The following is a 23,581-nucleotide window of genomic DNA, read 5'->3' on the forward strand; positions in this document are numbered from 1 at the left end:
ATTAACGGATACACTAATTATAACTGCGGGATCAGTATTTTAACTATCGTGCCGCTATCCGATTCATCTTCTGATGATCTGTCTATAATTTCTATTTGAATTTCTGTGTTATACATTTTGTTCAGCAACTCAGCGCGGTTCTGGCTGATCTCCATTCCGGACGACTGGTGATGTTTTGGCAGCATACGCAGGGATTTGGAGCGGGCAATGCCGATGCCGTTATCTGCTATGATGCACTCCAGCATGTCGGAGGCTACCTGGTTAAAGAAGATAGAAAGCTTGCCGGTAGGCTGTTGGGGATTCGTCATCCCATGTTTTACCGCATTTTCTACATATGGTTGTAACAGCATGGCCGGGATTTCCAGTTCTGCGGTGGCGATCACCGGATCTACCACTATCTCATATTCCATCCTGTTTTCAAAACGCATCTTTTCCAGTCCCAGGTAAGTATTCAGGTAAGTGATTTCATCTGCCAGCGAAATAAAATTACGCCGGGAGAAATCAAGTGTTTTGCGGATCAGGTAAGAGAAGTCAGACAGGTATTTCTGCGCATATTCATAGTCGCGCTGCATCACAAACAGCTGAATGGAGTTCAGACAGTTGAAAATGAAATGAGGATTTATCTGTGCACGTATCGCTTTCAGCTCAATCTCCGTCAGCTTCTTATCGTATTCTGTTTCCAGTTGTTTCTTGCGTTGTTCTTCCAGTTCCTGCTTTTTGCGCAGGATTTCGGTGGTCTGTTCTTTTACCAGTTCTTCCAGTTGCTCATTCAGTTTACGTTGCAGCTCTTTATTTTTATTTAGTTGTTTGATGAGCAACTCCTGTGTACGGGTTCTTTCGAGATGCACCAGTTTGTTACGATAGCTTAATCCTGCCAGGAAAAACATGGCTTGTAACAATACGCCGCCGATCAGCAGCATAGTAGGGGCGGCCAGCTCTCCCAATGCACTGAGCAGGCCCAATGGGCGCACATGCATTAAAAAGGAACCGAAACAGGCCAGGTACAGGCACACAGATCCATAGAGGAAAAACCGGACCAGCGGATGATGCCTGGAGCGCCTGGCCAGGGCCACAAATACCGCCAGTAAAGGCACGAGGGTGATGAAATATACATAGCTGTATATAATAGTGGGCAAATGATATTGTTCTTCTGCAATACAATACATACACAGAATAATCAGGCCGCCCACTACCGCGGCTACCCAGGTAAATACCCGCTCCATAAAGGGATAGCGCTCTGTCAGGTTGAGGAAGGTATTACCGAATAACAGGTACATCAGGTAAAAACAGAACAGCAGCCCTGGAATGTCCCAGTAGTATTTCAGCATCGGCCACCGGTGAAAGAACGACAATTGATAAGGCTTGCTCTCCAGTCTTAGTGCAAAAAAAAGAATGAGCCCCAGCACATAAGCGGCAAAGTAGATGTAGGATCTGTCCGGTAGCTGTATATAATTAATAATAGAAATACTGAAGAAGACCATCAGCATACCGAGTAGTACCTGTATGATGACTGCTTCTTTACGATAGGTATCCAGTTGTTGGTCCCGGAATGCGGCATACGCTACTGTGCTGAAGAGCATAGGCATCAGGGCATTTTCATTATATGATTTATTGATAATATGCAGGTAGAAGGTGCGGATCTGACCGGAGGGTACATTTACATTGAAAGCGTAGTGATTCCATCTTTCCACACCACCATTGTCTAACATCAGGCCGGTTTGCATGAGCAGTTGCGGGGTATCTCCGGGGGCCTGCATGTACCAGTACATATAGTCGTGCCAGCCTGAAAACAGCTGGCAGGAAAGGATTTTATTGCTTTGGTTTTTGATGGTAAGCCGCAGCCAGCAATTGTTTACACGGCCATTGTTTTTAGGATTATTATGGAATAATTTTTCCTGGTGTATGAATGGAAGTTGACTCACCTGTGCCATGGTCAGGTGTTGATTGTCGTCTGTAAGGATGTTGATATAGGGGCGCAGATCCATATTCGCAGGTGCGAATGTAGTATCTGTAATCAGTGTATCTACTGGGGTACGATCCGTATTGGCAAAGGATTCTGCAGTGTAACAGTACAACAGCAGCATTAAAATAATGCGCTTCACAAAGTGTTATATAAATTTAGTTAGAGCAATTTGTCAATAGCTTTTGCCATTGCCTCATCCTTAGCAGTAACAATATTTCCTGCATCATGTGTGCTCAGAAATATTTCTACTTTATTATAAACGTTGGTCCAGTAGGGGTGATGATCCATTTTTTCCGCGACCAGTGCGACTTTTGTCATAAACGCAAATGCATCCCGAAAATCCTTGAATTCAAATGCCCGGTAAAGCTGTTTATTTTTTTCTTCCCACATAAAATAACAGGGGTTTTAAAATGTAAAACTGGGGTCCGTCACTGAATCTGGTCAAATTATTAAGCGCTGCTGTGCTGTGCCTATCCTAAAAAATAAGGTTCATCTTATTTTTGATCTCTCTGATATCCAGTAAAGATACTAATTGTACAAGCGGAACAAGGCGTAATTCTTCCAATAATTTTTTTACATCGTTCGGTTGGTAGTAATCTCCCTTGATCATCCACAAAAAATCAATCTGTTTTAGTTCTGGTAGCAGGAATTCTGCCTGGCAATGATTGTTGTAAATATAGTGTGCTACTGAATTGGTAGGTTCATGAAACTCAAATATGGGGAAATGGAAGGACCTTGTCTTCTTGGAAATCGTGATTTCCAGGTGATTATTCACCCGGAAATTGGTGTGCAGCTGACGATTGATATGCCAGCACAACTGGTAATCACGCGAAGAAGCAGCGATGCCAATCAGGTGAGTGTTCTCAAAGAAATCCTCCACCAATTGCTCCTGGTCCAGCTTTAACTTGAGTATTGTCATATAGAAAAGTAACGCTACACCCTGCCTGGATGTTGAAAAAATAATTATCCTTTCTTCTTAATGCTCTTTTTGGAAGAAGGTTGTCCCGGGTCCCAAAATACAGCTTTAAAATTTTCTATTTTATCTTCTTTTACAATTACGCCTTCCTGTTCCAGTAATTCCTGCATCAGGGTTGGGGTGGCGAAATGGCTTCTGCCACTTAATTCACCTTTGCTGTTTACCACCCGGTGGGCGGGCACAGGAGGCTTGGCGCTGCCGGCGGCATTCATGGCCCAGCCTACCATACGGCCTGTCAGCTTTAAGCCGGAGGCATCTGCAATGGCACCGTAAGAGGTGACCCGGCCGCGTGGTACGGTGCGTGCTATTTTAAATACAGTTTCGAAAAAGGAAACCTTTTCACTGGTCTCCTTTTCCTTCTTCCCTGCGCTGGGCAAGGAGGGTAGTTCTTTTGGGTTCAGGTACTTTTTCATAATCAAAAGGACAATGTCTGCAGCCGTTGCCACAACAGAAGCCACGGTCGAGGTGAAACTTTTCGGTAAATACCATATAGCCCTGGGCGTTATAGTAAAAATCAATCTTCTCCACCAACGGTTGCTTCATCTGAAGGCAGTTTTATGCTTTGCCAGTTCAGCGGAGCGGCAGGCAGTTGAAATTTCAGATAACGGATTGTTCTGCCATCTGCCAGGTGCATGCCTTCATAAAAGGTCTGAATCTTTAACAGTGGTGGAACCTCCGGTAATGCGTATACATCAGGAATATCTTCTATGAGGATACATCCCGCGGCGCTGATTACTTCCTGGGTGAAAGCATAGAGCTGCGGAGAATCTGTTTTCAGGTTAATGGTAGCTCCTGGCGCCAGCAATGGCTGAAACAATTGCAGGAACTTCGGGTGTGTTAACCTTTTCTTTGACTTGGAATTGCGCAGGAAAGGGTCCGGAAAGGTAATCCAGATGTCTTTTATTTCTCCTGGTGCAAAGTAGTTGTTGAGTTTGTCTATTTGTGTGCGTAAGAAGCCGGCGTTGGTCAGCGGTTCTTCGAGTGCGGTTTTGGCGCCTCTCCAGATGCGGTTGCCTTTAAGATCTACGCCTAAAAAGTTCTGATCCGGGAATAACCGGGCCATACCCAGGGTATAATCTCCCTTACCACAGGCCAGCTCTAATGTAATAGGGTGGCTGTTTTTGAAGAATTCATTCCATTTTCCCTGCATACCTTCCGGGTATATCAATACGTTGGGGAAGGTTTCGATTTCAGCAAATCGTTCTAATTTTTTTTGTCCCATTTGCGGCAAAAATACTGGGATTTTTTGAATGGGGAGAGGATAAATAGGTAGATGTGGCTGGCAGTGGTGACTGGTAGGGCTGGTAGCTGGCCAGGTCCAGCTATAAAAAACAGCTGCCCCGGAAACCCCGGCAGCAGCTGTTTTTTTTATAGCCTGAAAAATTAATAGACTCCCTGTAAACTCAGATAACCATCTGTACTGGCCTCGGTAATCTTTTTAACATTGCTGCCGTCTGCATTACAGGTATAAATGCCACCATCGCCCCATGTGTTGGCTCCGCCAGTGGTATTCAGCAATGTGCTGAACACAATTGTTTTACCATCCGGGCTGAGTTTGGCCTCATCTGACACCCGCATATTAGCTGGTAAGGTGAGGTTTACTTTGTGGTTATTAGTGCCATCCAGTTTAGATATCCAGATTTCTGCCAAATAACGGTCTGCTGTAAAATGTTTCAAATAAAGGATCTGATCCAATTGAGCGATGGTTGTTCCGGTTGGTGCAGGTTCGGCTTTCGCTTCTTTTTTACAACTCATCTGGGTTAAAATAACGGCTGCATTGAAGGCCAGAAGGACTACGGTGCCAAGTAATAATTTCTTCATGATAAGAATATAGGTTTATTATTTCAAATATATAATATATTGAAATTAAATAATAAAATACTGTAAGCATGATAACTTATATCATATTTTACCAGTTAGATGCCGGGAAGAAAGGGTAGGTAGACTCCGATGATCCTATGCCTGAAACAGGCTATGCACCTATAGTAACACTACAATAGAGGTGGACTTGAGGTGGACTTGATGCGGGGATGACGTCCGAATGTATAACTATGGATGGGAGGTCGGAAGTGGCCATGGTAGCGGTGGTGGGCATAAAAAAAGCCCGTAAGCATGATAACTTACGAGCTCTTTAAACCAATTAAGCTGTAGGAGGAGGAGTCGAACCTCCACGGGGCAGTTAGCTGTAGCACAAGTAAGATTAGTGGTCAACCCAATTATACTACGTTTATCCTGTGATCCCCACCCTCGAGACAAGAGGGCATGTCTGCCAATTTCATCATCCCACAAAGTGTTAAAACCGTTACCTGTTATTGCTTTCCGTTAACCTGTTTGGTAATGATTATGATGCAAATCTAAAGAGAAGGGTACTTTTTTGCAAATTTTTTAAGAGAAATTTTGGAATTTTCGATATTTTTTAAATATTTGCATATAACTTTAAAACATTCAAAAACAAATTGTAAAAATGAGCCACAATTTGAATATTGACAAACTCGATTTGCAGATTATCAGCGAAATGATGTCTAATGCCGAGATCTCCTACGCCGACCTGGGGAAGAAATTGTTCGTTTCCGGCGGGACTATCCACGTGAGAATGAAGAAATTGCAAGAACTGGGTGTAGTTAAAGGTACTAAATTACATGTAGATTTAAAAATGATCGGCTATGACGTAATCGCTTTTATTGGTATTTATCTGGAAAAAAGCTCCATGTATGATACCGTTGCCAAAGAATTAAGAAAGATACCGGAAATGGTACGTCTTAATTATACTACCGGAAGCTATAGCATGTTCGCGGAAATCATCTGTAAAGATATTACCCAGCTTCGCCGTATCCTTCACGATGAATTGCAGAAAATCAAAGGCATTGAAAGGACTGAAACCCTGATTTCCCTCGAAGAAAGCTTTTACAGAACAATTAACGTGGTGGAATAATCTAGTTTTTAGGAATGGAAGGGCGTAGCCCTGTTGCTTTTTCATTCTTAATTATTAATTTTCGCCATGGTTACAACAGAAATTGCCGAAAAAATTCAACGGCTGGAAGAAAAGTATGCCGCCATGGGTCAGAACCTGTCATCCTACCTGGATGGCCTTCTGTACGCGGACTACCTCACATATTGGGACTATATTCAGTTGGATGTGTTGCTGAATCTGCAACATCCGCGCACGCCGATTCCTGATGAAAGAATATTCATCATTTATCATCAGATCACGGAATTGTACTTTAAGTTATCACTGCAGGCAATCGAACAAATCAGCCTTGCACCCGTACTGTCAGCTGAAATTTTTATTACCCAGCTAAAAAGGATCAACAACTATTTCCGCAGTCTCATCAACTCATTTGAAATAATGGTAGATGGGATGGATAAGGAACAGTTCCTGCAATTCCGTATGGCACTGTTACCTGCCAGCGGCTTCCAGAGCGGACAATTCCGCATGATCGAAATTTGCTCTACCCGGTTAAACAACCTGGTATATGAACCTATGCGCCCCGATATGGAGCACCTGGAATTAAAAGGTGTGCTCGATAATATCTACTGGAGAAGTGGGGCCACAGAACTGGCTACAGGTAAGAAAACACTGACGCTGCGCCAGTTTGAGCTGAAATACATGGATACTTTCCTGCAACTCGCTACCCGCTATAAGGATTGTAACATACAAGCCAGCTTCCAGCAACTCACGCCGGAAGCACAGGCCGAAGTAATGCCCCTGTTAAAGGAATATGACCTCAATATCAATGTGCGCTGGCCATTGATGCACTATAAGTCTGCCGTAAGGTACCTGCACAAAAGACCGGAAGATATTGCTGCCACTGGTGGTACTAACTGGCAACAATACCTGCCTCCAAAAAACAAGCGCATCGTCTTTTTCCCGGAACTGTGGACAGAAGAAGAACTTGATAATTGGGGTAAACTGGCCATGGGCGAGTAGTTAAGATCAGATATTCTGCGTTGTAAATCTTCTTATGTAATATGCCAGCAACGGTACATCTGCTTTTTCCAGCGGATGTGCCGTATCCGGTAAAATCGTCAGCTGTGCCAGTGGCAAGGCTTTATACACTTCAATTGTCTCCTGGAAAGACACCATATTATCGTGGTCGCCCATCATCAGCATACAGGGTGTAACGATCTGTGCATAGTCGGCATGCTTCAGCAAAGATTGATGTCCTAACTCTTCAATGAGCGAAGCGGTGCGGGTTACCACCGTTTTCCAATCACTGGCAGTATGCCTTTCTTCCAGCACCCGTGCAAATGCCGGCACTTTTTCTTCAATCAATACCGGGTTCAGCTGCCTTACTTCCTTACTGGCCGTGGCTTCATTCCAGTTGTACTTGGTGGCCAGTGTAATCACACGCCCGGTCTTTTCTGGATAATGACGGGCCAGGTACATAGCTACATATCCGCCCATGCTATATCCGAAAATATGTACAAAGTCCAGCCCATGGCGCTCCAGGTAGGATAATACTTCAGCCGCAAATACCTGTACACTGAATCCCTGTTCTGAAAAAGGAACGTCACCATGCCCGCTGAAATTAAGCAGATGCACATCGTAATGTTCCGATAATTCGGCCGCCAGCGGTTGAAATTGTGAAGTGGCGCCTAATGCACCATGTAAAAAAAGTATGGGGAGTTTATTTGTTTGCATTGACTAAAACTAGCAAACATTTTGGATTCGGCAGGGTGATTATTCAATTATTGGGATATTTTATTGTGATTTCTTTATAAAACATCCTAATAAGTGAATAACCAAATCATCCGGCCATCAACAGGATAGTAGCTGCCGGCCTTTTCATCAATATTACTTGGTACCACACTGGCGCTGCCCTTTGCAAACTGTTCTGCCACATATTTGCCAATGCCCGAACCTGCGCCTGTAACCAGCGTAACCTTGTTTTTCCATCCTTCCATATCAAACATTTTGGCGCTTAGAAACAATACACCCTTATGAAATGTTCCTCATATTTTTTTATTATGTTTGCATAGATGTTGCCGATTAATTTTCTTCACTTAAGATGTCCCATCATCAAATCATGTTTTTTTAAATACTAGTAATGGAATACAATACCACGCGTAATTACCTGATAATGAAGGAATATGGCAGGAATATCCAGAAAATGGTGGAGTACCTGGTAACCATAGAAGACGACGATGAGCGTCAGCGTAATGCTATGGCGGTAATAGAGCTCATGGGTACGTTGAATCCGCATTTACGTAATGTGGAAGACTTCAGGCATAAATTATGGGACCATATTTTTAATATCTCCAGCTTTAACCTCAAGGTGGAATCCCCTTATCCAATCCCCACTATTGAAAAGCTGAGAGCAAAGCCCGATAAACTTCCTTATCCAAAAAAATATCCCAGGAACCGCCACTTCGGTAAAAACCTGGAAATGATCATAGACAAAGCCCTGCATGAGGAAAATCCTGATAAAAAAGAAGGATTTACCCAATGTATCGGTAACTATATGAAACTGGCCTATACCAACTGGCACAAGGAAAGTGTACACGATGATGCTATCAAGGCGGAGTTGCTGGCCATTACCGATAACCAGCTGGAATACCATCCGGGTCATACTTCACATGTAGCCAGCCCTGCCAGCTTTGGTGGTGGTGGCGGTGGTAATGTGGCCGGAGCAGCTGACCAGTTCCGTTCTACCAAACGCAAAAGCTTCCAGCAGAATAAATTCAAAAGCAGCAATAATAGCGGCGGCGGCGGCGGCAAAAGCAGAGATAATAACAATAAGCACAATAACAAATACAACAAAAACAGGAACAAGTGAGTAGTGCTTTTGAAGTAAGAGGCGGCAACCGCTTAAAGGGGGAAATTATACCCCAGGGTGCCAAAAACGAAGCTTTACAGATCATCAGTGCAGTGATGCTGACCCCACAAAAGGTTACCATCACCAATATTCCGGATATAGTAGATGTGAATCTGCTGATAGAGTTGTTAGGAGATGCAGGTGTAAAAATAAATCGTATAAGTCGTGATACATGCGAGTTCCAGGCAGATGCAGTAGATCTGAAATACCTGGAAAGCCCGGAGTTTAAAAAGAAATCAGGTAAGCTCCGTGGTTCCGTAATGATTGCAGGCCCCCTGTTAGCCAGGTTTGGTCGGGCATTTATTCCAAAACCAGGCGGCGATAAAATCGGTCGGCGCAGGTTGGATACTCATATTATCGGTTTTGAAAAGTTGGGCGCCCGCTTTGTATATGATGCGGATGATAACTATTTCCGTCTGGAAACAGCAGGAGGGCTGAAGGGCACTTATATGCTGCTGGATGAACCTAGTGTTACCGGTACAGCCAACATTGTAATGGCAGCTGTATTGGCCGAAGGAACGACCACCATTTACAATGCGGCCTGCGAACCTTATCTGCAGCAGCTTTGTAAAATGCTCAACCGCATGGGAGCACGTATCAGCGGGGTAGGATCCAATCTCCTTTCCATTGAAGGTGTAAAAGAACTTGGTGGCTGCGAACACAGCATGCTGCCGGATATGATAGAAATCGGCTCTTTTATTGGCCTTGCTGCGATGACGCAAAGCGAGATCACCATTAAAAATGCCGGTGTTGAAAATCTGGGTATCATCCCGGAAAAATTCCGCCAGTTAGGTATCCAGCTGGAAATCCAGGGGAATGATATATATATCCCTTCCCAGGATTCCTACGAAATACAGACTTTCCTGGACGGTTCCATTCTTACCATTTCAGATCATCCATGGCCGGGCTTTACACCGGATCTCCTGAGTATTGTGCTGGTAGTAGCCACACAGGCAAAGGGTAGTGTAATGATTCACCAGAAAATGTTTGAAAGCCGCCTGTTCTTCGTGGACAAGCTGATAGATATGGGCGCACAGATTGTTTTATGTGATCCTCACCGTGCAGTGGTGATTGGTTTGGGCCGGCAGCACCCGTTGCGCGGTATTACCATGTCATCTCCGGATATACGTGCGGGTGTGTCTCTCCTGATTGCCGCACTCAGTGCAGAAGGAAAGAGCACTATCCAGAACATAGACCAGATAGATCGTGGCTATCAGTATATCGACGAAAGGTTGAGAAAGCTGGGAGCAGATATAAAAAGAGTATAACAAAGAAAAAGAACGGAAATATAAGCTCCGCTGCATTTCTAATAGCTAACAGCTAACAGCTGATAGCTGGCACAACCCAAATTCCAGTAAAACATTTTACCGGTTTTTGGGTTTTGCATTTGAAGTCATCAGCGACATTGATTCTGATATAATAATGGAAAAAAAGATCATCATCGTTACCGCACCTTCCGGGGCCGGCAAAACTACCATCGTAAAAAAAATACTGGCTAATATGCCGGTATTGTCTTTTTCTATCTCCGCCAGCACCCGTACCCCGCGTGCCAATGAAGTAGATGGAAGGGACTACTACTTTCTGTCTGCCGATGAGTTTCATCGGCAAATAGAGGAAAATGCGTTTGCAGAATACGAAATGGTATATGCCGGTAAATATTATGGTACCCTGAAAAGTGAACTGGAACGTATCTGGAATAGCGAGCAGATCCCAATGGTAGACATCGACGTAAAAGGTGCCTTATCTATCAAAGAAAAATATCACAACAGCGCACTGACTATTTTCATACAGCCCCCATCGTTAGATGCCCTGCGGGTAAGGCTCAGCGAAAGAGGTACAGAAACCCAGTCTTCCCTGGAGGAGCGCCTGGCAAAAGCCCGCTACGAGCTGTCTTTCTCGCATGAATTTGATCATATTGTGATAAATGACGAACTGGAACAGGCTTATGAAGAAGTAAAAAAGCTGGTAACAGATTTTTTAAATATAAAGTAGCGGCTTGATTGTTGGTTTTCCTAATTCGTTATTTTTGTTAGGATGGACGGATACACAATAATTATTTTGATTTTCCTGGTATTGCTGGCAGGCTTCTTTTCAGGTATCGAAGCTGCATTTGCCAATGTTAATAAACTTAGCATTGAGCTCAAAAAGAAGCAAGGCCGGGCTACTGGTAAAATTTTAGCCGGTTTAAATGAAAATCCCAGTCGTTTTCTGGCCACGAGCCTGGTTGGATTCACGATCACTGTTGTCATTTATGGCATCATGGTAGCAGGTGTTTTTCAACCTGCATGGGATTCCCTGATGAAGCAACAATCAGAGGCTGCAGGCATGCAACCCCTGGTGATCTTCCTCGAAGTGATATTGGCTACCCTGATTATGCTGTTCATGGGCTTTTTTGTGCCCAGGGCCATTTTCAGATCCCGGCCTGAAACATTGCTTGGTTTCTTTGCCTTACCGATATCACTGATTGCAAAGCCTCTTTATGTAATTGGTAATGTACTCGCATCAATATCCGAATGGATGTTGAAATATCTTTTCAATGTAAGGTTGGTAGAGAATGGTGAATCCTTTACCCGTGTGGATGTAGAGCATTTTATCCGGCAATCACAACAGCATTTCGGTGAAAACAACCAGGAGCTGAATACAGAGTTATTCGAAAATGCACTCTCACTCGCGCATGTAAAAATTCGTGGCTGTCTTATTCCACGCAAAGAAATAGAAGCGTTGGAAATACAGCGCCCTATTGGTGATGCCAGGAAGAAATTCATGGAAACAAAGCTTTCAAAAATCGTTATTTATGAAGGCTCCATCGATAATATCCTCGGATATATTCATCAGCTGGACATGTTCAAGGATCCGAAGGAAATCAACAGCATCATTCATCCTATTCTTGCTGTACCGGAAACAATGAGCGCCATAGACCTGCTCAGCAAGTTTAATAAGGAACGCAAAAGTATTGCATGGGTGGTAGATGAATTTGGTGGTACTGCAGGTATTGTGACTATTGAAGATGTATTGGAGGAAATATTCGGAGAAATAAAAGATGAACATGATGAAGAAGAATTTGTAGAAAAGCAGATTGCTGAAAAAGAATACATTTTCTCCGGCAGATTGGAACTCGATTACTTGAATGAAAGATATGGCCTGGATTTTCCTGAAGATGAAAGTGAAACGTTATCAGGATATATCATCAACCATCACGAGACTATTCCAAAGATCAAGGAACGCATTATAATTGACGATTATGAGTTTGATATTCTGAATGTTACGGATACCAGGATCGAAATGGTGAAGATGAAGATGTTGGTATAGACATGACCGTTAAATTGGTTGACTTATCGGATATTAATATGATATAATTATTTCTATAATGTTTGAATTAACGATACAATAACAATTTTGCTAAAACGTTTTTAAAAAAAGTAGTAGGAATTTAACACGGATTGTATACATTTGCTTCAGATGATGTAACACAATGATTTGATTTTTGTTAAAAGGTTGTAAAAAAAGTGTTCCAACATTGATAATAAAATAATTCTTGTTATTTTTGTATTACAATATAAAACGCAACCAGGGATTCTTACTTATTCTGAACGCTTGCCATCAATTAGGTAGGTAGTTTAACTGGAAGCTAAAGACATTCTCGAATTCAACTTTTTTGGGGTTAACAAACAATGGATGAAAGGCCGGCTCTTGATTCTTCTCGGGCTGGCTCTTTTTTTTTCTCTACTGCTCCATTCCTCTCTTCCTTATTTTTTTCTTTTTACTTACCGGATCCTGCTTTTTTACGTACCTACTTCTTCGAAGGACGAATAACTACTTAAAGCCACATTAAAATAGGTTACTTTATCATTGCCTACTCTAATTTGTAGTATTCAACCGCTATATTTGTGATCCTTAAGAAGAAACTGTATTCAACATCGTTCGACCGTATAAAGTATGTTAAAGAAATTTTTCGCAAATAATGAGGATAAGGCAGAGATGTCTTTTTTCGACCACCTGGAAGATCTAAGGTGGCACCTCGTCAGATCCGCCCTGGCACTTGTTGTATTTAGCACGTTCGGCTTTATATATACACAGGAAATTCTTGACAATGTTATTTTCGGGCCAACCAACGCAGATTTTCCTTCTTATGTAGCGCTGTGTAAAATCAGCCATTGGGTAGGACTGGGAAATCAGCTCTGTATTACCCCTGTAAAGGTCACATTTTTGAATTACAAGATGGTTGGGCAGATTATGCTGCAATTTAAACTGGCGTTTATAATCGGCTTTATTTGTGCCTTTCCTTACATTTTCTGGGAGTTCTGGCGCTTTGTTAAACCAGCCCTCAAGGAGAAAGAGTTGAAAGGAGCCAGAGGCGTTATTTTTTGGGTATCTTTTCAATTCTTCCTGGGAATATGTTTTGCCTATTTCCTGATGGCACCTTTCACCATTAACTTCCTTGCATCTTACACCGTAACTACCAAAGCGGTTAACCAGTTTTTTATAGATGATTACTTTGATCTGATGACACAGATCGTGTTAGGTATGGGATTGTTGTTTGAATTACCTATCCTGGTATTTTTCCTCACCAAATTAGGCATCCTCACGCCGGATTTCCTGCGTGCTTACAGACGCCATGCGATTGTGGTGATCCTGATCCTGGCGGCAATTATTACCCCTCCTGATCTGGTAGATCAGCTGATCGTATTTGTGCCATTATACTGTCTGTATGAAATCAGTATCTTTATATCCAAAAAGGCGCTGAAAGATCGTGAAGACAAGATGACTAAAACCGATGTAGAAGAGTGGTCTTAATTATCTCTAACTGTAAATAAGTAACTGAAATGGAAAATACTATATTTAATCTTACACTGCCTGTGGCTATTGGCTCAGATCACGCAGGGTTTGAGTATAAGGAAGAAGTGATTTCATACCTGGAATCAAAAGGCTTGCAGGTAAAGGATTATGGTACCCATTCCAAAGATTCTGTAGATTATCCGGATTATGCACACCCGGTATCTACTGCAGTTGAAAGAGGTTTTGCCGCTTTTGGTATCCTGGTTTGCGGAAGCGCAAACGGGGTAGCTATTACCGCCAACAAACACCAGGGCATCCGCGCAGCCATCTGCTGGGGTGCGGAACTGGCAAGACTGGCCCGCTCTCACAACAACGCAAACGTATTGTGTATACCCGCCCGATTTGTAGATATTCCGGTAGCTACGGAGATGGTGGAGATGTTTATCAATACCCCTTTTGAAGGTGGACGCCACCAGGACAGGGTACGTAAAATGGCCTGCCTGTAAAGGTTTAAAGCCACATATCATTTTTTACTGTAACGAATACACGAAAATGTAGTAATATTAAAGAGCCGGCTATCAACCGGCTCTTTTTTTTATTTCAAGGCATGTGATCTGTCAATTAAAAAATGCTCCATGAGAGTTGTTCTTACCGTCATCTGTTTACTCTTTATCATAGCTGCGCAGGCGCAGCAAACCACCGTTGTGGAAAATAATACGGCAGCAGCCAGGTATGGCGAAACCATTACACCCGCTGCCCTGAGCAAACAGCTGCATATTATTGCCGGACCAGCCATGGAAGGAAGAGAAACCGCTACACCCGGACAGGCAAGAGCAGCCGCTTATATTATCAGCCAGTTTGAAGCAGCAGGTTTAAAACCAGGCGCAAATGGTAAGTGGGAACAGCATTATCCATTGTATGAAGACAGTCTTCTCAAAAGCACTATCACCATACAAGACAAAACCTTTTTATACGGGCGCGATTTTCTGTCAGATCTGCGCTCCGGCCAGCCGCAGGACATCAGCGCTGCCCAGGTCATCTATGCAGACATGGGGATTGTGAGTACTGATCGTAACGATTACAACCACCTCGATGTAAAAGGCCAGGTAATCATGATCAGAGATGCCGTGAGAAAAGGGCTGCATCGTGATAAAGGCAGCCTGGAGGATAAAATAAGAACCGCGAAAGAAAAAGGAGCAGCTGCTGTACTCATTATCTCACCATCTGCCGGACGTTTCAGCGCATTAAATCAGCAAAAACTCCGGACAACAGGCCTGTACTGGCAAAAAGATACAACGGCGCGTCCGAACGTATACTTTATTACACCTGCGTTGGCATCTGCCATTATGAGTATTGATAATAGTGACAGCCTGCTGGAAGACCTCGATAAAGGAAAAAAGATCCCCGCGGAACTTAAAACAAATATTCATATTGTATTTGATAAAGCTGCCACTGTACTGCATCCTTCCAATGTGCTGGCTTACCTGGAAGGCACTGATAAAAAAGAGGAAGTGGTGTTTGTGACAGCGCATTATGATCATCTCGGAAAAGAAGGGGATAAGATTTTTTACGGGGCAGATGATGATGGATCAGGCACCAGTGCGGTAATAGAGATCGCCACGGCATTTGCCCGTGCCCAAAGGGCCGGTAATGGCCCCCGCAGAAGTATGGTATTTATGACAGTGTCCGGAGAAGAAAAAGGATTGCTGGGATCTCAGTATTATACAGAGCATCCGATTTATCCACTCACACGTACGGTAGCAGACCTGAACATTGATATGATCGGACGCATAGATCCGGCACATGAAAAAGACACCAATTACCTGTATATCATTGGTGATAATAAACTCAGCTCTGAGCTGCGGCCTATTAACGAAAAAGCAAATGATACCCATACCCATCTTAAACTGGATTATAAATATAACGACCCCAACGATCCGGAAGGCTTCTACTACCGGTCAGATCACTACATGTTTGCACAACATGGCATTCCCATTATTTTCTATTTCAACGGCACACATGCCGACTATCACGCACCTACAGACACGGTAGAAAAAATCAGCTATACACTGCTGGCAAAACGGGCCCGCCTCGTTTTTTATACTGCCTGGGACATTGCTAACCGGGAGCATAAACTGGTGGTGGACAGGCATGAAAAATAGGAAACAGCGTGCGCTGCAATAAGCAAAAACGGCTGCAAAATAGCGACAGCACTGGCTTTAGGTCTACCGGAAAACCTTTTTGTTTATTTTAACAAAATTTTTTAAATTGTGTATAGAGTCTTTATTGTTTAGGAATCAATACATAATTCTTTTTTTGTATTAGTAGAATCGGTGAATGTAGGGATCAGCTGGTAAAGTGTTTTCAAACCATTATTTTTTCGAGAGTCGGGCTCCCCATTAAACATTTTTAACTAAGCTGTTGTTGTTCAATCGGTATTTATAGGATCATGCGATAATTTTTCACTGGTGATGAGAAATCATGCCGGTATTCGCTATCTGTAACCATATAAACTTACCAGTATGAAAACACCTGCCACCTTTTCGATTGAAAGTAAATGCTATTCCACAAGGAGAGCACCCTTGTGTCCTATTGACCGATGTTGTGACGGAAACACCTAGTATACATGCATTTTTAGAGACCTAGTTTATAGTCCTGGTTGTTCAGAATGATGGAAAACGGAAACGCTTATTGCACGCAATGGTAAACCCTGCCATGATACAGCTACTCTTTGTGAAACCTTAAACTGAGAATGCATGCATAATTTTTATAACGCTTATTGGTGGATCTTTTTATTGAGAGGAATTTTTGCCCTGGTATTGGGTGTACTGGCTGTTGGTTGGCCGGGCGCTACCTTTGCCACACTGATTGTTTTCATTGGAGCATATCTTTTTATTGCGGGATTCTTTGCCATCATTGGCGCTATTGCTGCCCGCAAAACAACTGAAAACTGGGGCCTCTTTTTATTCTCTGGATTACTGGGCGTTATATTAGGCATCCTCACATTTTATAATCCGTTTGCTACGGGCGCTGCACTCATTTACCTGATCGCTTTCTGGGCCATGTTGGCCGGTTTATTTGAATTGATTATTGCTATCAGGTTAAGGAAAGTGATTACCGGTGAAGGCTGGTACATGGCTGGTGGCCTGCTGACAATTATTTTTGGAATTCTCCTGGTTTCAAATCCAGTAGCAGCTGCCGTAACGCTTACCTGGATATTTGGAATATACGCCATTATCACAGGTATTATGCTCTTATCATTATCATTCAGACTGCGCAGCAGGCATTAAAAACGATAGCTAAAAACTAAGATAAGACACCCTGTTTACTATTTTAAAACCACCCCATATGCAAGCTTATTCTTTAACTAAAACTATTCCTGATGATTATTGCAACACCTGATTAAGGCACCTGTATCTGCTGCTTTCAGGGTGTTGATACCTCCCTGTTGATTTAAAGCGTTGCAGGTGCCTGACAGTACTCACCGGTTGGAGATCCGGTGACCTGCCATTACTGTCTGACTCTTTTCTCCCGGCCCTTCAAAAGGCTGTCGCCGTAGCTAATTGTGAATAATTTAAAGTTAACCGTTATGTCATCCACCGAATTTAATAACTTATTACTTGGAAACGCCGATTTTCTGCGTCCGTACGCAGTTACCCTGACTAAAGACTCAGAATCAGCCAAGGATCTTTACCAGGAAACACTGTTCAGAGCACTGTCGAACCGTGATAAGTACCTGGCAGGCACTAATATCCGTGCCTGGCTGTATACGATCATGAGAAATATTTTTATTAATAACTATCGCCGCGGCAACCGGCAATACAGATTGCTGGATAATGCGGTAGGAGATTACCTGTTGAGTCATCAGCCATCAGCTATCGGGAATTTTGCGGAATCAGATCTGCGGGTAAAAGATGTACAAATGGCCGTATACAATCTGCCTGTCATCTTCAAACAACCATTCCTGTTATATTTTGAAGGCTATAAATATTATGAAATAGCGGCTATCCTGAATGAACCTTTGGGAACCGTAAAAAGCCGTATTCACTTTGCCCGTAAAATGCTGAAGACGCGTATTACCAGACACTGATGTTCTGTATTGAATAATATTATTTAAACTTTTCAGATTTTTGGATAGCAGAAGTCTGCAAACTCTCAGCAAGACCGTTGTCAGCTGCTGCTAAAAGTACTATGAACACCCGGTAGTAAGCTTAAGATTGTTAGTAATACCATGCTGTATTATCTGTCTGTTTCCGCAGATAAGCGGCATTTATGCTGTATGCTCGTTTGCGGACTTCCGTTATCCGGTCCCTTCAGGAAAACCCCATGTATCTTCTCCCTAATTTCGCCTATACACCCAATTCTTTGTTAAATAACCATTTATTATTGAGGAAAATGTACAATTACCGGTTTTAAACCGTTATTTAGCATACACATATTCAAAATATTTCCGGATATCCTACACTATCTGTATGCCGGGTCCAACAATGCTTATATGCCGAAAGTAACTTTTAACAACAAGAATGCTATGTTCTTTCCAGCGCTGAAATCCGCTGTGGAGGACTATTTTAAGTCAAATAACATCAAGAAAACGGGTAATTGGAAATTATATCTTAAAACGGCTATCCTTATTCCGGTAGCCATTCTGTTGTATATTTCGGTATTATTTATAACAATGCCAGCGGCTATCTCGGTAACTTTATGCGCTTTACTGGGCTTTGTACTGGCAAGTATCGGTTTTAATGTGATGCACGATGCCTGTCATGGCAGCTATTCTACCAACAGCAAAGTAAATGATACATTGGGCCTTACCCTGAATGCACTGGGGGGTAACGCTTTCATCTGGAAACAGAAACATAACATTATTCACCATACCTACACCAACGTAGACGGTTTGGATGACGATATCGCAAAAAGCCCGCTGATGAGACAATGCAGCTCCCAGAAATGGGTGCCTATGCATCGTATCCAGCATATTTATGTAGTACTGGTATATGCCATCTCTTCTTTTGCATGGGTGTTTATCATGGACTTTGTAAAATACCTGGGTCGCAAAGTATATACTACGCCACTGCAACCTATGAACCTTACCGATCATATGATTTTCTGGGGTAGCAAAGTATTATACCTGATATTTTACATTGCACTCCCTATCTACCTGGTAGGCGTGCAAGCCTGGGCTATTGGTTTTGCAGTAATGCACGTAGTAATGGGCTTTACCCTCGCGATTGTATTCCAGCTGGCGCACGTGGTAGAAGAAACCGAATTTGAAGCAGTAGGAGAAGACGCTAAAATGATTGAGAATGAGTGGGCTATCCACCAGATCAAAACCACCGCTAACTTCGCACCCGGTCATAAACTGATTTCCTGGTTCGTAGGCGGACTGAATTACCAGGTAGAACACCACCTGTTCCCACGTATCAGCCATGTACATTATCCTGCCCTCAGTAAAATAGTGGCAGCAAAATGTCAGGAACATAATTTGCCTTACAACTCCATTCCTACTATGCAGGGAGCCGTTGTATCACACTTTCGCTTTATGAAAGCACTGGGCGCAAAACCATAAAGCGATTAGCGTTTAGCAGTTAGCTTTTAGCAAAAATGCAGCGAAGAACATAGGTTCTTCGCTGCATTTTTGCTAAAAGCTAAAAGCTAAACGCTAACTGCTATTTGTAATTTATTCCTTTGCTCCTTTTTCGTACTTTTACACCCTTCTGGAATACTACATCTTTCTACATATAAATAAAATATAAACAGCAGTCGTGATGAAGGCAAATTATTTAGACGAGCTTAACGAACAACAGCGGGAAGCAGTAATACATATCAACGGCCCTTTGATGATTGTAGCAGGCGCCGGTTCGGGAAAAACCAAGGTGCTTACCACCCGTATAGCACACCTGATGCGGAATGGCGTGGATGCGTTTAATATTTTATCACTCACCTTTACCAATAAGGCTGCCCGTGAAATGAAAGAACGTGTGGAAAAGATACTCGGCGGCAGCGAAGCCCGTAATCTTTACATCGGTACCTTCCACTCCGTGTTTGCCCGACTGCTCCGCGCAGAAGCACACCGGCTCGGCTACCCGAACGACTTCACCATCTACGATTCCGATGATGCCAAAAGTGTAATCAAAACAATTATCAACGAGCTTAATCTCGATGATAAACACTATAAACCCACCTTCGTATACAACCGCATCTCCGCTGCCAAAAACAGCCTGATGGGACCGGATGAATACCAGCTGGACAACCTGGTACAACAGGAAGATATGCGCGCCAACAGGCCGCTTATCGGCAAAATCTACGATATGTACGCCAAACGTACATTTAAGAACGGCGCCATGGACTTCGATGACCTGCTGTTTAAAATGTATATCCTGCTTAAATCATTCCCGGAAGTACTGCATAAATACCAGCACAAGTTTAAGTACATCATGATCGATGAGTACCAGGATACCAACCCTGCTCAGTATGAAATCATCAAATTACTGGGTGCTGTAAACGAAAATATTTGTGTAGTGGGAGATGATGCACAAAGTATCTATTCCTTCCGCGGCGCTACGATAGAAAATATCCTCCAGTTTGAAAAAGATTATGATGATGTGAAAGTGGTGAAACTGGAACAAAACTATCGCAGTACAAAATCTATCCTGAATGTAGCCAATGAAGTGATTGCGCACAATAAAGGACAAATAGAAAAAAATCTCTGGACAGATAATACAGAAGGTGATACCATCAAACTGGTACGCACCATGACAGATAACGAAGAAGGTAAATTTGTAGCAGATACCATTGCAGAACAAAAATTGCGGAATCATTATGATAACCGCGATTTCGTTATCCTTTACCGCACCAACGCCCAGAGCCGTTCCTTTGAGGAAAGCCTGCGCCGTAAAGCCATTGCATACCGCATCTTTGGCGGTTTGTCGTTCTACCAACGTAAGGAAATCAAGGACTTCGTTGCCTATCTCCGCGTTACCATGAACACCCGTGATGAAGAAAGTCTGAAAAGGATCGTCAATTATCCGGTGCGTGGTATTGGTAAAACAACTATTGAAAAAACAATCATCCTGAGCAATGAACACAACATCACCATGTGGGAGGTGCTGGAAAGAGCCAGGGAGTTTGGTTTCAAAGGAGGTACTGTAGAAGCCATCGAGGCTTTTGTGATCATGATTAAAAGTTTTCAGGCATCACTTGCCAATCATAATGCGTATGATGTAGCAGTGATGGTAGGTAAATCCACCAACTTAGTAAAAGAATTATTCAACGATAAAACTACGGAGGGGCTTGCCCGTTATGAGAACGTGCAGGAATTACTGAACTCCATTAAGGAGTTTACAGAAACCCCCGATGAAGAAGGTGAGTTGCTCGATAAAAGCATGGGCTCCTATCTCCAGCAAATTACCCTGCTGACAGATGCTGATCAGGGAACCGACGAAAACAGCGACGTGGTGAAACTGATGACCATTCATGCGGCGAAAGGACTGGAGTTCCCGGTTGTATTCACCGTAGGACTGGAAGAAACATTGTTTCCAAGTGGTATGTCTATCAATACGCGGGAGGAACTGGAGGAAGAAAGACGTTTGTTTTATGTAGCCATTACCCGTGCAAAAGCGCGCTTATGGCTTACTTATGCTAATAGTCGTTACCGTTTCGGGAACCTGGTGCAAAATGAGCCCAGTCGCTTCCTGGAAGAAATGCCGGAGAAATTTATAGACCGCAGTTATGCCGGTGGAGGTAGTGTGCGCAACGCCTTTGGTGGTGGCAATACTTCAGGCTGGAGTAACAGCAATAATATGTTTGACCGCATTCAGAAAAAAACGCCTGCGCAACAATCGCAGCCTGTTGCTCAGAAGCCTGCCGCCAAACCTACTTTTTCAGGGGCTACCACCCACGTGCCTTCGGATAACTTTACGCCGGATGATCCGGCAGGCATGGAACCTGGCATGCAGGTAGAACACCAGAAGTTTGGTTTTGGTACCATCGCTGCAATGGAAGGTGCACCCAACAACAGGATTGCTACTATCATATTCCCTAAAGGCGGCGGCGAAAAGAAAATCATGCTTAACTATGCTAAGTTGAGAATTGTGAGATAGGATGGTTATTAGCCATTAGCGGTTAGCTGTTAGCATTTTGTGCCAGGGCTGACTTAATGCTGATGGCAGATTTTTCTCACTAATCTTCTGGTTAATCACTAAAAGCTAACAGCTAAATGCTAAGCGCTATATTAAAACTCCGGCAGTTTTGTGCCTACCAGGAACGGAGTCACCAGGAAACCAAATACAAATGCCTGGAGCTGGGATTGAGGGGGAATGAGGTAGACGAAGCCATTGCCGAATTGATAGCCGAAAATTTCCTCAATGAAGAACGATTTGCCAAAGCCTATGCCGGCGGCAAATTCCGTATCAAACAATGGGGGAGGAAAAAAATCCTCATGGAGCTGAAGCAGAAGCAAGTGTCCGCGTATTGCATCAAGAAAGGGATGGAGGAAATTGATCCGGATGACTATGCCGCAGTTCTGCTGAAGCTTACGGAGAAAAAATATGAGTCGCTGAAGGGTGAAATCCCGATGAAGCGTAAGTATAAAACAATGCAATACCTGTTGCAAAGAGGCTTCGAATCTGAGTTAATAAATGATGCGCTTGAACAAATCGCAAATAAAGCCGTGTAAGCAGGCAATAATTTGAAAAGTTTCTAATCAGTCAGGCCGTAATTTTGTGATCACAATAACCGACAATGTCAGATCTGAAAGTAACACTCATACAGTCGCAATTGCACTGGGAAGATAAGGAAGCCAACCTCCGCATGTTTGATGAGAAAATCAACAGCATCAAGGAAAAAACTGAGGTGGTTTTTTTACCGGAAATGTTTAGCACCGGCTTTAGCATGCAGTCATCACTCCTGGCTGAAACTATGGATGGTAGCGCCGTACAGTGGATGAAGAAAAAGGCGGCAGAGAAACATATTATTATCACTGGTAGCCTGATCATTGAAGAAAACGGTCAATACCTGAATCGCCTGGTGTGGATGCTTCCTAACGGCACTTATGGTACTTATGATAAGCGGCACCTGTTTGGTTATGCCGGTGAGCAGGATCATTATCAACCCGGTGATAAGCGCCTGATAGCACAGGTAAAGGGCTGGAAAATCAATCTGAGTATCTGTTATGATCTGCGTTTCCCGGTATGGGCCCGCAATAACATCCAGGCGGATACCAACGAACCGGCTTATGATGTGCTGGTAAACGTAGCCAACTGGCCGCAAAGACGTAAAACTGCCTGGACCACCTTGTTGCAAGCCCGCGCCATTGAAAATCAATGCTTTGTGATTGGTGTCAACAGGGTCGGTAACGATGGAAAAGAGATCTATCACAGCGGAGAATCAAGCCTGATTGATCCAATGGGGGAGATCATTTACCGCAAGTCTGATGACGAAGATATTTTTACGTATACCCTTCAACGTGAACGTCTCACAGAAGTAAGGAAGAACCTTCCATTCCTGAAAGATGCGGATGCCTTCACGATTTTGCCAAAAGGATAAGCCAATGCGGCCCTTAACAGGGCTGCATACTCCGGTATGGTAAACCCATCCACATGAGTCCATCCGCTTTAATCTAACAGCTGGAAAGGCGATAAATTATATAAAAATGCTTCTGCAATCCGTCCATCACATCGCTATTATTTGTTCCGATTACACCCGTAGTAAAACATTTTATACCGATGTGCTGGGGCTGCAGGTAATACGTGAAGTGTACCGGGAAGAACGGGATTCCTGGAAACTGGACCTCGCATTGGGCAACCAGTACATAATTGAATTATTTTCTTTCCCCGATCCACCAGCAAGGGTAAGTCGCCCGGAAGCTGCCGGTTTACGCCACCTGGCCTTTGCAGTCGCCGATATTGACAGCGCGGTGGCACAGCTACTGCAAAATGGGGTTACTACAGAACCTATACGCATTGATCCTCATACCCAGCAACGATTTACATTTTTTGCAGATCCCGACGGGCTGCCTTTAGAGCTATACGAAGTTAATTCACATCTGTAAAA

The 23,581-nt window shown here is 43.3% G+C and carries 25 protein-coding genes; 16 read left to right on the forward strand and 9 right to left on the reverse strand.

Going from position 1 to position 23,581, the window contains the following annotated elements; all coding sequences use genetic code 11:
- Window positions 1–17 precede the first annotated feature (17 nt).
- From AB4Z08_RS31350 to AB4Z08_RS31380, 7 genes are all read right to left on the reverse strand, one after another.
- Entirely contained in the window at window positions 18–2,102 is a 2,085-nt protein-coding gene (locus AB4Z08_RS31350) for a histidine kinase (RefSeq protein ID WP_441577734.1), read from the reverse strand.
- A 20-nt stretch (window positions 2,103–2,122) separates the two neighbouring features.
- Window positions 2,123–2,353 (reverse strand): 4a-hydroxytetrahydrobiopterin dehydratase, encoded by a 231-nt coding sequence (locus tag AB4Z08_RS31355; protein ID WP_133807589.1) that lies wholly within the window; start codon window positions 2,351–2,353, stop codon window positions 2,123–2,125.
- Between the two features lie 85 nt (window positions 2,354–2,438).
- Window positions 2,439–2,882, reverse strand: a complete 444-nt coding sequence (locus AB4Z08_RS31360) for an IPExxxVDY family protein (RefSeq protein ID WP_441577735.1) — start codon at window positions 2,880–2,882, stop codon at window positions 2,439–2,441.
- 44 nt (window positions 2,883–2,926) lie between these two features.
- Window positions 2,927–3,352, reverse strand: a complete 426-nt coding sequence (locus tag AB4Z08_RS31365; protein ID WP_441577736.1) for an MGMT family protein — start codon at window positions 3,350–3,352, stop codon at window positions 2,927–2,929.
- Window positions 3,279–3,482: a DUF5522 domain-containing protein gene (locus AB4Z08_RS31370; protein ID WP_441577737.1), complete on the reverse strand. Its 204-nt coding sequence runs from the start codon at window positions 3,480–3,482 to the stop codon at window positions 3,279–3,281. The genes AB4Z08_RS31365 and AB4Z08_RS31370 overlap by 74 nt, the downstream gene beginning before the upstream one ends.
- Entirely contained in the window at window positions 3,454–4,161 is a 708-nt protein-coding gene (gene trmB, locus AB4Z08_RS31375; protein WP_441577738.1) for a tRNA (guanosine(46)-N7)-methyltransferase TrmB, read from the reverse strand. Before trmB ends, AB4Z08_RS31370 begins: the two co-directional genes overlap by 29 nt.
- A 161-nt stretch (window positions 4,162–4,322) precedes the next feature.
- A complete protein-coding gene (locus AB4Z08_RS31380; protein ID WP_441577739.1) occupies window positions 4,323–4,760 on the reverse strand; it encodes a TolB family protein in 438 nt (145 codons plus the stop codon).
- Between the two features lie 643 nt (window positions 4,761–5,403).
- Here AB4Z08_RS31380 and AB4Z08_RS31385 point away from each other — a divergent pair.
- Together AB4Z08_RS31385 and AB4Z08_RS31390 are read left to right on the forward strand one after the other, a co-directional pair.
- Window positions 5,404–5,871 carry an Lrp/AsnC ligand binding domain-containing protein gene (locus AB4Z08_RS31385; RefSeq protein WP_079471223.1) on the forward strand — a complete coding sequence of 156 codons (468 nt, stop codon included), beginning with the start codon at window positions 5,404–5,406 and terminating at the stop codon, window positions 5,869–5,871.
- A gap of 66 nt (window positions 5,872–5,937) precedes the next feature.
- Complete coding sequence (locus AB4Z08_RS31390; protein WP_441577740.1) at window positions 5,938–6,867, forward strand: tryptophan 2,3-dioxygenase family protein; 930 nt, start codon at window positions 5,938–5,940, stop codon at window positions 6,865–6,867.
- A gap of 6 nt (window positions 6,868–6,873) precedes the next feature.
- Here AB4Z08_RS31390 and AB4Z08_RS31395 read toward each other — a convergent pair whose 3' ends face one another.
- Together AB4Z08_RS31395 and AB4Z08_RS31400 are read right to left on the reverse strand one after the other, a co-directional pair.
- Window positions 6,874–7,581 (reverse strand): alpha/beta fold hydrolase, encoded by a 708-nt coding sequence (locus tag AB4Z08_RS31395; protein WP_441577741.1) that lies wholly within the window; start codon window positions 7,579–7,581, stop codon window positions 6,874–6,876.
- An 86-nt stretch (window positions 7,582–7,667) separates the two neighbouring features.
- On the reverse strand, window positions 7,668–7,844 hold the full coding sequence (locus AB4Z08_RS31400; RefSeq protein WP_441577742.1) for a hypothetical protein: 177 nt from the start codon (window positions 7,842–7,844) through the stop codon (window positions 7,668–7,670).
- A 143-nt stretch (window positions 7,845–7,987) separates the two neighbouring features.
- Here AB4Z08_RS31400 and AB4Z08_RS31405 point away from each other — a divergent pair, with 143 nt between their 5' ends.
- The 14 genes from AB4Z08_RS31405 to gloA2 all read left to right on the forward strand — a co-directional run bounded on the left by AB4Z08_RS31405 (window position 7,988) and on the right by gloA2 (window position 23,579).
- Complete coding sequence (locus AB4Z08_RS31405; RefSeq protein ID WP_441577743.1) at window positions 7,988–8,716, forward strand: DUF4290 domain-containing protein; 729 nt, start codon at window positions 7,988–7,990, stop codon at window positions 8,714–8,716.
- Window positions 8,713–10,023 carry a UDP-N-acetylglucosamine 1-carboxyvinyltransferase gene (murA, locus tag AB4Z08_RS31410; protein WP_441577744.1) on the forward strand — a complete coding sequence of 437 codons (1,311 nt, stop codon included), beginning with the start codon at window positions 8,713–8,715 and terminating at the stop codon, window positions 10,021–10,023. The genes AB4Z08_RS31405 and murA overlap by 4 nt, the downstream gene beginning before the upstream one ends.
- A gap of 154 nt (window positions 10,024–10,177) precedes the next feature.
- Window positions 10,178–10,747 (forward strand): guanylate kinase, encoded by a 570-nt coding sequence (gmk, locus tag AB4Z08_RS31415; RefSeq protein ID WP_441577745.1) that lies wholly within the window; start codon window positions 10,178–10,180, stop codon window positions 10,745–10,747.
- A gap of 42 nt (window positions 10,748–10,789) precedes the next feature.
- On the forward strand, window positions 10,790–12,064 hold the full coding sequence (locus tag AB4Z08_RS31420) for a hemolysin family protein (RefSeq protein ID WP_441577746.1): 1,275 nt from the start codon (window positions 10,790–10,792) through the stop codon (window positions 12,062–12,064).
- A gap of 627 nt (window positions 12,065–12,691) precedes the next feature.
- Window positions 12,692–13,549, forward strand: a complete 858-nt coding sequence (gene tatC, locus AB4Z08_RS31425) for a twin-arginine translocase subunit TatC (protein ID WP_441577747.1) — start codon at window positions 12,692–12,694, stop codon at window positions 13,547–13,549.
- 29 nt (window positions 13,550–13,578) lie between these two features.
- On the forward strand, window positions 13,579–14,037 hold the full coding sequence (gene rpiB, locus AB4Z08_RS31430; RefSeq protein ID WP_441577748.1) for a ribose 5-phosphate isomerase B: 459 nt from the start codon (window positions 13,579–13,581) through the stop codon (window positions 14,035–14,037).
- A 129-nt stretch (window positions 14,038–14,166) separates the two neighbouring features.
- The gene (locus AB4Z08_RS31435; protein ID WP_441577749.1) at window positions 14,167–15,693 is read left to right on the forward strand and encodes a M28 family peptidase; all 1,527 of its coding nucleotides are present in this window, start codon (window positions 14,167–14,169) and stop codon (window positions 15,691–15,693) included.
- A 594-nt stretch (window positions 15,694–16,287) separates the two neighbouring features.
- Window positions 16,288–16,821 (forward strand): HdeD family acid-resistance protein, encoded by a 534-nt coding sequence (locus AB4Z08_RS31440; protein WP_441577750.1) that lies wholly within the window; start codon window positions 16,288–16,290, stop codon window positions 16,819–16,821.
- A gap of 299 nt (window positions 16,822–17,120) precedes the next feature.
- A complete protein-coding gene (locus AB4Z08_RS31445) occupies window positions 17,121–17,621 on the forward strand; it encodes an RNA polymerase sigma factor (protein WP_079471211.1) in 501 nt (166 codons plus the stop codon).
- 405 nt (window positions 17,622–18,026) lie between these two features.
- Window positions 18,027–19,097, forward strand: coding sequence for a fatty acid desaturase family protein (locus tag AB4Z08_RS31450; protein WP_441577751.1), 1,071 nt, complete (start codon window positions 18,027–18,029; stop codon window positions 19,095–19,097).
- Window positions 19,098–19,296: 199 nt separating this feature from the next.
- Window positions 19,297–21,630 (forward strand): ATP-dependent helicase, encoded by a 2,334-nt coding sequence (locus AB4Z08_RS31455; protein ID WP_441577752.1) that lies wholly within the window; start codon window positions 19,297–19,299, stop codon window positions 21,628–21,630.
- Window positions 21,631–21,746: 116 nt separating this feature from the next.
- Entirely contained in the window at window positions 21,747–22,205 is a 459-nt protein-coding gene (locus AB4Z08_RS31460; RefSeq protein WP_441577753.1) for a regulatory protein RecX, read from the forward strand.
- A gap of 65 nt (window positions 22,206–22,270) precedes the next feature.
- On the forward strand, window positions 22,271–23,074 hold the full coding sequence (locus tag AB4Z08_RS31465; RefSeq protein ID WP_441577754.1) for an amidohydrolase: 804 nt from the start codon (window positions 22,271–22,273) through the stop codon (window positions 23,072–23,074).
- A gap of 106 nt (window positions 23,075–23,180) precedes the next feature.
- Window positions 23,181–23,579: an SMU1112c/YaeR family gloxylase I-like metalloprotein gene (gene gloA2, locus AB4Z08_RS31470; RefSeq protein WP_441577755.1), complete on the forward strand. Its 399-nt coding sequence runs from the start codon at window positions 23,181–23,183 to the stop codon at window positions 23,577–23,579.
- Window positions 23,580–23,581: the final 2 nt, after the last annotated feature.

It is taken from the genome of Chitinophaga sp. RAB17 (assembly GCF_052114225.1).
Lineage (GTDB): Bacteria > Bacteroidota > Bacteroidia > Chitinophagales > Chitinophagaceae > Chitinophaga.